Genomic DNA, 13,614 nt, shown 5'->3' with positions numbered 1-13,614 from the left:
AATCTTGGGGAGGATTACTTGCCTTTGAAAAAATTACTTAGTTTCGATTACACTGATTGCGTAACCGCCGCCCGGGGCAGATAACTGAGATAATTTTGATTTACTGTTTACAGCAATTTTTTTGATGGTGTAAGCCTGCGGATTCGTTTTGTAATGCGCATCTTTTGCATCAGCGTAAATTGTTGCGGTGTATTTTTTACCTTTTTCAAGGAAGCTGAAATCGATGTTTGAAGTACGTGGAGTTTCTCCGTTTACGTTTCCAACGAACCAGTTGTTGGTTCCTTTAGCTTTACGCGCAACCGTGATAAAATCGCCTGGTTCAGCTTCAATATATTTACTTTCAGACCAGTCTACCGCGACATCTTTAATGAACTGGAAAGCATCGGGAAAACGGTTGTAATTGTCCGGTGTATCAGCTGCCATTTGCAACGGGCTGTACATGGTAACATATAAGGCCAATTGGTTTGCAATGGTACTGTTTACGTGCGATTTGTTGTCAGGATTCATTTTGCTGATATCCATTTCGAAGATTCCCGGCGTATAATCCATTGGACCTCCAATCAAACGGGTAAAAGGTAAAACCGTTACGTGATTTGGTTTAGAACCTCCAAAAGCCTGGTATTCTGTTCCTCTTGCAGCTTCATTTCCAATTAAATTCGGGTATGTTCTGCAGATTCCGGTTGGACGAACTGCTTCGTGAGCGTTCACCATAATTTTATAATCAGCTGCTTTTTCGATGGCATATTGGTAATGATTTACAATCCACTGGTCGTAATGGTTTTCGCCACGAGGTAAAATGTCACCCACGTAACCGCTTTTTACAGCATCATATCCGTTGTCTTTCATGAATTGGTACGCTTTGTCCATATGGCGCTCGTAGTTACGAACAGAACCTGAAGTTTCGTGGTGCATGATAATCTTGATTCCTTTCGATTTTGCGTATTCGTGCAAACCTTTCACATCAAAATCCGGGTAAGGCGTTACGAAATCAAAAACATAATCTTTGGAGTGACCAAACCAGTCTTCCCAGCCTTCGTTCCAGCCTTCTACCAAAACGGCATCGAAACCATTTGCAGCAGCAAAATCAATATATTTTTTTACGTTGGTATTGTTTGCTCCGTGTGTTCCGCTTGGTTTTGCTTTTGAGAAATCAGAAACGCCCAATTGTACGGTTGGAAAATCGTTAGTATACGACCACGAGCTTTTTCCTGTAATCATTTCCCACCATACACCCACATATTTTACGGGTTTAATCCAGGAAGTATCGTCAATTTTAGACGGATCGTTCAGGTTTAAAGTCATTTTTGAAGAAAGGATTTCTGTAGCATTATCGCTTACCATAATCGTTCTCCAGGGGGAGTGGCTTGGTGCTTGCATATAGCCTTTGTCACCTTTTGCATCCGGCGTTAACCAGGATTCGAAAATCATGTTTTTATCATCTAAATTCAGGTGCATACAAGAATAGTTGATCAAAGCGGCTTCGTGCAGGTTGATGTAGATTCCGTCATTGGTTTTGAGCATCAAAGAAGTCTGAACTCCGGTTGGCGAAAAGTTTTTTTGCGAAACATTTGCCGTGTATGCTTTTTCAGATAATCCTCTGATTTCAGATAATTTAGATTTGGTGTAATCGTATTCCTGAGTGTCATAATCTCCCGGAATCCAAAAAGCCGTGTGGTCGCCAGCCATGGCAAATTGAGTTCTTTCTTCTTTGATGACGAAATAAGTCAGGTTCTTTTGTGCCGGAAATTCATATCGAAATCCTAAACCGTCATCAAACAAACGGAAACGGATTACGATTTGTCTGTCGGTTCCTTTTTGGTTTAAAGTAACGGCCAATTCGTTGTAATGATTTCTGATATTGTCCACTTCTCCCCAAACCGGTTTCCAGGTTTCATCAAAAGTCGAAGTTTTAGTATCAACAATTGTAAAATCATTCAGTAAAGATTTTTTGTCGTCTTTAAGCTCAAGACCCAATTTACTTGTTTTTACAACTTCTTTATTTTTGTATTTTAAATTATAAGTGGGAGTTCCGTCATTCTGAAGCGAAAATTCCATTACGAACTTGCCTTCGGGTGATTTTAATTGCTGTGCATTTGCAATCGAGCTAAATGCAAACAAGATTAAACTTGCGAAAAATAAGTTTTTCATGTTTTTTAGTTTTTTAAAGTATTGTAATTTAATTAATCTGAACAAGTTGTTTATGGGCCACTATTGATTTTCCATTTACTACAATTGTTAAATCCTGATCTCCGTCTACTGTAAAAGTCGTTTCATTATGATTGACAGCCACTTTCAGAATTTGATTTCTGAAGTTAATTTTAAAGGAATATCCTTTCCATTCTTTTGGGATTTTCGGAGAAAAATGAAGCTGATCGTTTGCCACACGCATTCCTCCAAAACCTTCCACAATACTCATCCAGGTTCCGGCCATTGACGTGATGTGACAGCCTTCTTCTACTTCTTTGTTATAATCGTCCAAATCCAGACGTGAAGTTCTTAAATAAAACGTATACGCCATATCCATTTTGTCTAAAGCGGCAGCCTGGATCGAGTGCACGCAAGGCGAAAGTGAACTTTCATGAACGGTAAACGATTCGTAAAACTCAAAGTTACGTTTTAATTCTTCTCTAGAGAAATGGCTTTCGAAGAAATAAAAACACTGTAAAACGTCTGCCTGTTTGATATATGGTGAACGTAAAACGCGGTCCCAGGACCATTTCTGATTGATTGGACGTTGTTCTTTATCCAGATCTTTTACAGGAACCAAATCTTTGTCTAAGAAACCGTCCTGCTGCAAATAAATCCCTAATTCCTCAGAAGTTGGGAAATACATATCGTCGGCTACTTTTTTCCACTCCTGGATTTCGGCAGCGGAAAGATTTACTTTTTCTATAATGCGTTTGTGGTCGGACGGATATTCTGAAGCCACTTTTTTAATTTGTTCAGCAGCATAATCAATACACCATTTTGCGATATAATTGGTGTAGAAATTATTGTTGATGTTATTCTCGTATTCGTTTGGCCCTGTCACTCCAAGAATTACATATTGGTTTTTGTCTTTCGAAAAAGAAGCTCTCTGGTGCCAGAAACGGGCAATTCCGATTAAGACTTCTAATCCTTTTTCAGGAATATAGGAGTAATCTCCGGTGTAACGGTAATAATTGAAAATCGCAAAAGCAATCGCACCGTTTCTGTGGATTTCTTCGTGTGTGATTTCCCATTCGTTATGGCATTCTTCCCCATTCATGGTTACCATCGGGTAAAGTGCAGCGCCGTTTTTGAAACCTAAATTATCTTTGGCATTTTCAATAGCCTTATCTAATTGGTTGAAACGGTACGTCAATAAATTACGGGCTACCTGCTGATCTTTGGTTGCCATGTAAAACGGAATGCAATACGCTTCCGTGTCCCAGTAAGTAGATCCTCCGTATTTTTCTCCGGTGAACCCTTTTGGTCCAATGTTCAATCGGCTGTCTTTTCCCAGATAGGTCTGGTTTAACTGGAAGATATTAAAACGGATTCCCTGTTGCGCTTTTACATCGCCCTCGATCGTAATGTCTGACATTTCCCAAATTTTACCCCAGGCTTCAATTTGGTTCTGAAGTAACGTATCGTATCCTAAATGCAAGGCTGCTTTAATGGTTTTTTCGGCAGCGTTTAAAGTGTTTTCATGATTTAAAGAAACCGTATACCCACCAATTTTCTGAATGGATGAGGTTTGTCCTTTGGCAATAATGGTCCCGTAGGTGTACTGAACCCTGTCTGCTATTGAATCGATTGTTGAAGGGGAAATATTTACATTTTCTCCGTTTGCAAAAATCGTATTGTGCATGAAAGTGGTTACTTTGAAATGCGTTTTAAAAGTCTGTGCGGTTACAAAAGCTTCATTGGTTCCTTTTTTTACTTCTAAAGGTTCCCAGAATTTTTCTTCCCAGTTGGCATCTTCATTGGTAACGCCGGCATCCACATACGGTTTGTAAACAATTTTGGCATCTTTATTTAAAGGCGTAATATCATATTTAATAACACCTGCTTCATCTAAATCCAATGAAAGAAAACGACGCACGTTTACGGCGATTTCAGTTCCGTTTTTCAGGACAGCTTCGAAAGAACGATTGTACCATCCTTCTTTCATATTCAGTTCCCTGCGGAAATTTCTAACTTCTTTACACGTATTTAAATCCAGGTTTTCTTCGTTGATTTCAACGTCAATCCCAATCCAGTTCGGAGCGTTTAATACTTTGGCAAAATATTTCGGATAACCGTTTTTCCACCAGCCCACTTTGGTTTTGTCCGGATAATAAATTCCGGCGATGTAACTTCCCTGAAAAGTTTCACCGGAATATGTTTCTTCAAAATTGGCGCGTTGTCCCATAGCACCGTTTCCGATACTAAAAAGACTCTCCGACGATTTTACTCTTTCATGGTCAAATCCTTCTTCGATGATGGACCAGTTGTCTGGTTTTATATAATCCTGATTCATTTTTTCTTTAATTAGATAATTGGGCAATTAGGTAATTAGATAATTTAATTAGAAAATGTGTCAATTAGATAATTTGATAATTACCTCTTTGGCTTTTTTTGATTTATCTGATTAATTGCTCGTTGTTGTAATTTTACTTTTTTATTTTGATGATTTATATTTTCAAACTTCAGTTGATGTTTCAATTAGATATTTCCCGGTTGAAAAATTATCTAATTGACACATTATCTAATTGATAAGTTTCTCGATAAACGCTGTGTTTATTTCGGTAAAATCTTTAAAAATATAATCAGCTTCATGTAAAATTGTTTCCTCACCAATTCCTACACTCACCATTTCTCCTATGTTTGCTGCCTGAATTCCGGCAACTGAATCTTCGAATACTATTGCATTTTTGGGTTCAATGTTTAATAATTGAGCCGCTTTTAAGAAAACTTCCGGATCCGGTTTGGCATTGGTGACGTCATTTCCGTCTACAATAACATCGAAATACGAAAGAATTCCGGTTTTTTCAAGAATTGGCCGGGCATTTTTACTCGCAGAGCCTAACGCAATTCCCTGATTTTTTTCTTTCAATAGTTGCAGAATTTTAAAAACTCCGGGAAGAATCTCGCTTTCGTCCATGTCAACTAAATAAGATAAGTAATCTTCATTTTTCTGAATCAGCCATTTGTCTTTGTCTTCCTGTGAAGCCTGAACATTTCCTAACTCGAGAATTATATCTAACGAACGAACGCGGCTAACGCCTTTTAGCAATTCGTTATTTTCGTGTGTAAAATTTATGTTTAAGGCCTGAGCGATTTTCTGCCAGGCTAAAAAATGATATTTGGCAGTATCAACGATTACGCCGTCAAGATCGAATATGAATGCTTTTTTATTCATTATAAGGGGGATTCTTATTTATGATTTTTGTACAGTATCGTCTACATCTTTTACTTTATAGACTAAAAGAGCGGCAATTAGAAAACTTACGCCACTTGTGATTAAGGCATAGATTGCATCGCCATTATAAAGGTATTTTACAATTGGACCTCCGATAAGTGCATTTACAATTTGTGGAATTACAACGAAGAAGTTGAAGATTCCCATGTAAACGCCCATCTTTTTTGGAGCAATTGATCCTGCAAGAATAGCGTAAGGCATAGCCAGAATACTGGCCCAGGCCACACCAATTAAAATCATTGGAAGTACAACCCAGTCTTCATTCGGCATAAAATAAATGGAAATTAACCCGATTCCTCCAATAATAAGTGATACCGCGTGAGTTGATTTTCGTCCGATTTTTTTAGCGATATACGGTAAGAAAAATAAAGCGATAATAGCTGAAACTAAATTGTAAACTCCAAATAAAATTCCGACCCAGTCACCGGCATCCTGATATTGCTGACTTGAAGTGTCATCTAAAGGTAAGCCGTAAATGTGATGTGCAATAGCGGGAGTCGTAAAAACCCACATTCCGAATAATCCAAACCAGGAGAAAAACTGAACCCAGCTCAACTGACGCATAGTCGTTGGCATTTTTGCAAAATCAGAAAAAATGTCTGTTAATTTTGATTTTTCTTCAGAAGGAATATCAATCTCGCTTTGCGGATCTACAAAATTGGCCAATTCTTCCGGAGTGTATTCTTTGGTTGTAAAGAGTGTTACCAGAATGGAACCAATTAAAACTGCGGCACCAATGATAAATGATAATTTCAGATTTAAAGGAATACTTCCGGGAACGGCATTGTTTGAAATGTCAAACCATTTTGTTAAAACATAAGGCAATGCAGAACCAATTACAGCTCCGAAACCAATTAATGAAGTCTGGATACTAAAACCTGCAGTGCGCTGGTCTGTTCTTAAGCTATCACCAACAAGTGCTCGAAACGGCTCCATAGCAATATTGAAAGAAGCATCCATAATCATTAACATTCCGGCTCCAACCCATAAAGCAGGCAGGACAGAAATGAAGATGTTAGCCTGAGGCATTAAAATTAATCCAACCGAAGCTAAAATTGCACCGACAAGAAAAAAGGGCTTTCGTCTTCCGAAACGTCCCCAGGTTTTATCGCTGTAATGACCGATAACGGGCTGCACTATTAATCCCATAAGAGGAGCAATAATCCAGAACCACGAAAGTTCATGTACGTCGGCACCAAAAATTTGAAGAATTCTGCTGGCATTTGCATTCTGAAGTGCAAATCCCATTTGTATTCCCAGGAATCCGAAACTCATGTTCCAAATTTCCCAGAAACTTAATTTACGCTTTTCCATTATCGTAATTAAGAAATTAATTAGACGATAAGCGCTTTGCTTATCAAAACTTACTTATTTTTTCGAAGTAAAAGTAAAAGCTTTGATCAGGCGTAAAAGTATTAATTATTTTTTAAAACAGCCTAACAAAAAAGCCACAAATATTATTTATGGCTTTAGAAAAGGTTGATTTTAAGATTTTTAGTCAGTAGATTCTCTTTTTATCAAATGGGTTTCGATCACTTCGGTGGTGTAATTTTCGTTTTCTTCTTCGTCGTCATCATGTTCGGCTTCGAGTCTTTCGATCAGCATTTTAGCGGCTTTGTTTCCCATTTTTTCACCGCTCTGGCTTACAGTGGTAATGCTTGGTGTAGAGTATTTAGAGATAATTCCGTCCGTAAAAGCAATTACGGCCAGGTCTTCGGGAACTTTAAGGCCCATTTTACTGGCTGTTTTAATAATAGTAACGGCAAAAAGCTCATTTACAGCAAAAACGGCATCAAATGCTCTGTCGTGTAAAAGCTGGCTGATGGTGATTTCGCAGGTATCGACATCTTCAATTTTTATGATTAAATCTTCGTTAAAAGGCAATCCGTTGTCTAATAAAGCTTTTTCGTAACCGTCAGTACGTAATTTCCCGACACTTACATAATCAACAGTGGTGACAAGAGCGATTTTTTTTCGGCCATTGTCAATGAGACTCTGAACAGCTTCATAGGCCGCAGCTTTATCGTCGATGATCACCTTGTCGCATAAAATATCGTTGGTCACACGATCGAACATGACCACCGGCATTCCCTGATTGATGACTTCGGTAATGTGGTGAAAATCACCTTTATACTGCGTTTCTTTAGAAAGGGACATGATAAAACCATCGATACTTCCGTTGGCCAGCATTTCCATATTTAAGACTTCTTTGTCGAAAGAATCATCCGATAAACAAATCACAACACTATATCCGTTTTCGTTGGCCACCTGCTCGATTCCGTTGATTACAGTCGAGAAAAAATAATGTACAATTTCCGGAATGATAATACCAATACTTTTGGTTTTTCGATTTTTTAAACTAAGGGCGATGTTGTTCGGCTTGTAGTTGTAAAACTTTGCAAAAGCCTGCACTTTTTCGCGCGTTTCTTCGCCGATTTCAAGACTGTTTCTCAATGATTTTGAGACAGTTGAAATCGATACGTCAAGTTCCTTTGCAATCTGTTTTAAAGTTATTTTACGTTTCATATACTAATTTGAAAAAAATCTAATTGTTAATAAAGGTATCCAATATTTTTATAATTGATAATTTTTGACTTAAAAGATTACAAAAAATAGAAAGTTTTCAACACTATCACGTTTTCGTAACCCTATTAAAATTGTAAGTCGTTGAGCATGTTAATAAATTCCTAATTTTGAAATTCGAAGTAAAATTAAAAACTAAACTAACAATCAAAAACTCAAACTAATTTAAACAAAAAGTATGAAAACAATTTACAAAAAGTTGTTATTTTTATTCTTACTGTTACCGTTTACAGTACTGGCTCAAAGTACTTTAAAAGGAACAGTTGCCGATCTGGCAACGGGACAACCAATTCCGGGAGTAAATGTAAATGTACAAGGTGCTCCGGGCGGAACATCAACAGATTTTGACGGTAAATTTCAGTTATCTAATGTAAAAAACGGAGACAAAATTATTGTTTCGTTTATTGGGTATAAAACGTCAACTGTAACATATAATGGCCAGCAAACCTTAAGTGTTTCCTTAGAAGAAGATACCAATCAGCTTAAAGAAGTTGTGGTACAAGTAGGTTATGGTACTGTTAAGAAAAAAGACGCGACAGGATCGGTATCACAAATTTCTGCTAAAGAATTTAATAAAGGAATTAACGTAACTCCGGAAAGTTTGATTAGCGGGCGTATTTCAGGTGTAAACGTTGTTGGAGGAGGTGCTCCGGGAGCCAAAGCGGATATTAGAATTCGTGGAGGATCTTCCTTAAATGCTTCCAATGAGCCTTTAATCGTTTTAGACGGACTTCCTTTAAGCAACGCGGTTCCAAGTGGAGCTACAAGTATTTTGTCTACAATTGATCCGAATGATATTGAATCCTTTACGGTTCTTAAAGATGCTTCTGCTGCTGCCATCTACGGATCAAGAGCTGCAAATGGTGTAATTGTTATTACCACTAAAAAAGGATCAAAAGGTGCTGTAAAAGTAAATTTCAGTTCTCAGATTGGGGTAAATACAGTAGCCAATACAGTTGATGTAATGAGTGCTGACCAATACCGTGAACTGGTAAAGACAAAAGGTACTCCGGCTCAGCAAGCTTTACTGGGTACTGCCAATACAAACTGGCAGGACGAAATTTTCCATACTGCCTTAACAACAAACAACAATATCTCTGTAAGTGGTTCTTTATTCAATAAATTACCGGTACGTTTATCTGTTGGAAATGTTGATAATCCAGGAATCCTGAGAAACACTTCTTTTGAAAGAACTACGACATCGTTATCGTTAAATCCGGTTTTATTTGACAATCACTTAAAAATCGACATTAGCGGAAATTTATCTTTTGGTAAAAATCAATTTCAGGACGAAGGTGCTGTTATCGGAAGTGCTATCGGATTTGATCCAACGCAGTCCGTTTACCAGGCAGGTTCCCGTTACGGAGGTTATTTCGAATGGTTAGAGCCTACAGGAAATTTACCATTATTGCCGGCAAGAAATCCTGTGGCAAGATTAAACCAGGATAACAGAAGAGCAACTTCAACAAGAAAATGGGGTAATGTAAGATTAGATTACAAACTACATTTCTTTGAAGATTTAAGAGCTGTTGTTGAAGCAGGTATTGACAGATTTGACAGTAGCGGATTTACTGAAGTAAGTACTCAAAGTGCTTTAGGATATCAGCCAAAAGCGTTTAGTGATCCTGCTTACGTAAATTTAGGAAACTATTCAAGCTATACGGATGCACTTCAAAACAAAAACTTAAATGCTTATTTTAATTATACTAAAGATTTAGGAAAAATTAAAATTGATGCGACTGCAGGTTATAACTACCAGTTGTTCCAAAAAGAAAAGTATTCTTCTGGTGAGACAAGACAGCCAAATCCAAATGAGGATGTTGCTACGGATCCGGATGTTAACTTACAATCTTTCTTCGGACGTTTGAATTTAGGGTATGACAGCAGATATTTGCTTACTTTAAATTACAGAAGAGACGGAACTTCCCGTTTTTCGGAAGATAACAGATGGGGTAACTTCGCAGGGGGTGCTTTTGCATGGAACCTGTCTGAGGAAGCTTTCTTAAAAGATAATGCTACTTTTTCAACTGTAAAATTAAGAGTTGGTTACGGTACAACAGGTCAGCAGGATATTTCTGCTCAGTACGATTATTTACGAAGAGTAACTTTAGGAACCATAAATTCCCAGTATGTTTTTGGTAATACCGTTTATTCTACGGCAAGACCTGAAGGATATAACGAAAATATCAAATGGGAAGAATTGGCTGAGATGAACGTAGGTATTGATTACGGGCTTTTCAACGACAGAATTACAGGATCTATTAACTATTTCGATAAAAAATCAACCGATTTATTAGCAGATATTGCTGTTCCTGATGGTGCCAACCTAAGAAATCAAGGTTTCTTTAATATTGGTAGCGTAAGAACAAAAGGGGTTGAGTTTAGTATTGCTTCTGATATTGTTAAAACCGATGATCTGACCTGGAATGTCGCATTCAATACAACTTACATTGACCAGAATATTTCTGAATTAGGAATTACAGTTCCGGGTTTTCAGGGGTATTTAACCGGAGATAATATTGCTGGTGGAAATGGAAATAAAATCCTGATTAACTCAGTAGGATATGCGCCAAATTCATTCTTTGTATACGAGCAGTTATATGATGCCAATAAGAGACCAATTGCAGGAGCTTATGTGGATAGAAACGCGGATGGCAAAATTGATGCGGGTGACCGTTACAGAGCTGGTAAAACAGCACCTGATTATACTTTTGGTTTGTTCTCTACTTTAAACTACAAAAAGTTTGATTTTACAATGAACTGGAGAGCAAGTGTAGGAAACAAAATTTTTGATAACGTAAGTTCTAACTTAGGATATTCCGATGCAGGATTAAGAAGACAAACCGATTTATCTAACGTAAGCTCCGATTACTACAATACCGGATTTACTTTTGAAGATAACGGAACATCACGTTACTTGTCTGACTATTTTGTAAAAGACGCTTCTTTTATCAAATTAGATAACGTTACACTTGGCTATACTTTTGATAAAACAATCATCAAAAGTGCTTCATTAAGATTTACAGCAGGTGTTCAGAATGTTTTCATTCTAACGAAATATGACGGTTTAGATCCTGAAAAATTCAACGGAATTGATAATAATGTTTACCCAAGAGCGAGAACTTTCCTTTTTGGAGTAAATGCCAATTTCTAATAGTAGCGTGAAAATCAAAAATTTAAAAACAAACAAAATGAAAATATCATTTAAATATATATCTTATTTTTTCCTATTCGTTTTAGGATTAAGTATGACGCTTACTTCGTGTACGGACGATTTAAACGTGACGCCAAAGGATGATGACGAATTTTTATCTGAGACCTTTTTTCAGGATCCGGCATCTTACAAACAAGTACTGGCAAAATTGTACGCAGGTTTGTATGTAGGGGGTAATGATGGTGATGGTGATGCTTCTCAGCCAGGAAAAAACCCTGATATTGCAGGACTTGGAGGTGATTTTAGCAGTTACTTAAGATTACTTTTCGTAACACAGGAATTTTCTACAGATGAAGCAATTATTGCCTGGGCTGATGGTACTTTGCCAACGCTGAATTCTCAGACATGGGCTCCGGCAAATGAATTTCTGGAAGGAACTTTCTCCAGAGCATTTTATCACATTAGTGTTGCCAATGAGTTTTTAAGACAAACCACTGATGATAAATTAGCAGCAAGAGGCGTTGATGCCAACCTGAAAACGGATATTGCAAAATTTAGAGCTGAAGCACGTTTTTTAAGAGCTTTCTCTTATTATAATTTAATGGATTTGTTCGGAAACGTGCCAATTACTACAGAAAATGATCCTGTTGGATTCTTTTATCCGGTGCAAAAATCAAGAGCGGAAGTTTTTGCTTTTATTGAATCTGAATTGAAAGACCTGGACAATAGTTTAGTAGCTTCAAAACAAAATGAATATGGTAGAGTAGATAAAACGGCAGCTAAATTTTTATTGGCACAGATTTATTTAAATTCTAAAGTGTATACAGGGGTAGAAAGAAATAATGAGGCTGCAACATTATGCAGTGAAGTTATTAATTCAGGATACACTTTTGCAGATGTTCCTTACCGTTTCTTATTCTCTGCGGATAATAACAGAAATGGTGCTCAAAACGAATTTATATTTCCAATTGTTGGAGATGGTAACGCCATCAGAGCAACTGGTGGAGGAATGAGTTTTATCATGCACGCTTCTATCGGAGGTAGCATGGATGCTGCTTCAAGAGGTATGGATGGTGGATGGCAGGGGATCAGAACTCGCAGAGAGTTTGTAAATCTTTTCCCTGACGAAACCGGAACCGGAGATAAGAGAGGTACATTTTATACAGCTGGACAATCAAAAGACATTAATAATGTTGGAACTTTTACAGACGGTTATGCTGTAACAAAGTACATAAACAAAAATTCTGATGGTACTGCTGCCCAAAGAAATGATATCCCGGATATTGATTTCCCAATGTTCAGACTAACAGATGCGTATTTAATGTATGCTGAGGCGACTGTAAGAGGAGCATCAACAGGAAACATTAATACTGCTTTAGGGTATGTAAACCAAATTAGAACAAGAGCTGGTGCACAAACTATTACAATTCCTCAGTTAACCCTTGATTTCCTTTTGGATGAAAGAGGAAGAGAGTTGTTTTGGGAATGTCACAGAAGAACGGATTTGATTCGTTTTGGAAAATTCACAGGCGGATCTAAAATCTGGCAATGGAAAGGTGGTTCTGTAAATGGTAATGCTACTGAGTCTTACAGAGATTTAATGCCAATTCCTGCAAGAAACATTCAGGCAAATCCAACGTTGAAGCAAAATCCGCAATACTAACATCTTATTAAAATATTAAAATGAAAAATAGTTATAAAATTTTAATCGCATTTATTGGTGTATTGCTGGTTTCATGTAATGCTGATGATGTAGAAAACAGACCTGTTGTTGATGCAGGAACAGCTCCTGTATTATTAACACCGTTAACTGGTTTTAGTATCGTGCTCTCAAAAGAAACCGCGAAAGATATTGCTACAACAGTAACCTGGAACAAAGCAACCTACACGGGACAGCAAACCGTTGTAAATTATACTATTCAAATTGCAAAAGCGGGAACTAATTTTGCAAATCCAAGTACCGTAAGTAATACTACAGCGAATTCAAAAGAATTGACTGTTGAAGAATTAAATTCTGCAGTACTTAATGGAGGTTTTACACCATATCAGTCGAATGATGTTGATGTTCGTATTAAATCTGTTGTAGGAGCCACAGGTCTTCCTCAGTATTCTAATGCATTTACAATTAAAGTAACACCTTATGCTGCCTGGGCTAACTGGGGTCTAATTGGTTCTGCAACTCCTAACGGATGGAATGATCCGGACACGGATTTAAATTATGATTTGGCTACTAAAAAATATTCTTATGTGGGACCATTAACAGTAGGAGAAATTAAGTTTAGATTAGATGATGGCTGGGCTGTTAATTACGGAGATGATGGTAATGACAAGAAATTAGATGCCGGAGGTGCTAATATTCCAATCACATCAGCTGGTAATTATACCGTTATCGTTGATATCGCTAATAAAGAATACACTATTCAGAAAAACTAATAATTTTTGAAATAGTAAA

The 13,614-nt window shown here is 37.3% G+C and carries 8 protein-coding genes; 3 read left to right on the top strand and 5 right to left on the bottom strand.

Features of this window, described 5'->3' with window-relative positions:
- Window positions 1–33: 33 nt before the first annotated feature.
- The 5 genes from D0817_RS08370 to D0817_RS08350 all read right to left on the bottom strand — a co-directional run bounded on the left by D0817_RS08370 (window position 34) and on the right by D0817_RS08350 (window position 7,951).
- Entirely contained in the window at window positions 34–2,148 is a 2,115-nt protein-coding gene (locus D0817_RS08370) for a glycoside hydrolase family 97 protein (RefSeq protein WP_127337938.1), read from the bottom strand.
- A 28-nt stretch (window positions 2,149–2,176) separates the two neighbouring features.
- Window positions 2,177–4,483, bottom strand: a complete 2,307-nt coding sequence (locus tag D0817_RS08365; RefSeq protein WP_127337937.1) for a glycoside hydrolase family 65 protein — start codon at window positions 4,481–4,483, stop codon at window positions 2,177–2,179.
- A 228-nt stretch (window positions 4,484–4,711) separates the two neighbouring features.
- Entirely contained in the window at window positions 4,712–5,365 is a 654-nt protein-coding gene (gene pgmB, locus D0817_RS08360; RefSeq protein ID WP_127337936.1) for a beta-phosphoglucomutase, read from the bottom strand.
- Between the two features lie 18 nt (window positions 5,366–5,383).
- Window positions 5,384–6,739 (bottom strand): MFS transporter, encoded by a 1,356-nt coding sequence (locus D0817_RS08355; protein WP_127337935.1) that lies wholly within the window; start codon window positions 6,737–6,739, stop codon window positions 5,384–5,386.
- Between the two features lie 180 nt (window positions 6,740–6,919).
- Window positions 6,920–7,951, bottom strand: a complete 1,032-nt coding sequence (locus D0817_RS08350) for a LacI family DNA-binding transcriptional regulator (protein ID WP_127337934.1) — start codon at window positions 7,949–7,951, stop codon at window positions 6,920–6,922.
- A 235-nt stretch (window positions 7,952–8,186) separates the two neighbouring features.
- Here D0817_RS08350 and D0817_RS08345 point away from each other — a divergent pair, with 235 nt between their 5' ends.
- Genes D0817_RS08345 through D0817_RS08335 form a run of 3 tightly spaced genes read left to right on the top strand, consistent with a single transcriptional unit; the run spans window position 8,187 to window position 13,595 of the window.
- On the top strand, window positions 8,187–11,162 hold the full coding sequence (locus D0817_RS08345; RefSeq protein WP_127337933.1) for a SusC/RagA family TonB-linked outer membrane protein: 2,976 nt from the start codon (window positions 8,187–8,189) through the stop codon (window positions 11,160–11,162).
- A gap of 37 nt (window positions 11,163–11,199) precedes the next feature.
- The gene (locus D0817_RS08340; RefSeq protein WP_127337932.1) at window positions 11,200–12,825 is read left to right on the top strand and encodes a RagB/SusD family nutrient uptake outer membrane protein; all 1,626 of its coding nucleotides are present in this window, start codon (window positions 11,200–11,202) and stop codon (window positions 12,823–12,825) included.
- A 20-nt stretch (window positions 12,826–12,845) separates the two neighbouring features.
- Window positions 12,846–13,595 (top strand): SusE domain-containing protein, encoded by a 750-nt coding sequence (locus tag D0817_RS08335; protein WP_127337931.1) that lies wholly within the window; start codon window positions 12,846–12,848, stop codon window positions 13,593–13,595.
- Window positions 13,596–13,614: the final 19 nt, after the last annotated feature.

Source organism: Flavobacterium cupreum (assembly GCF_003996965.1).
Taxonomy (GTDB): domain Bacteria; phylum Bacteroidota; class Bacteroidia; order Flavobacteriales; family Flavobacteriaceae; genus Flavobacterium; species Flavobacterium cupreum.
The sequence above is the reverse complement of the archived record's forward strand: the minus strand, read 5'-3'. Positions and strand labels throughout refer to the sequence as shown.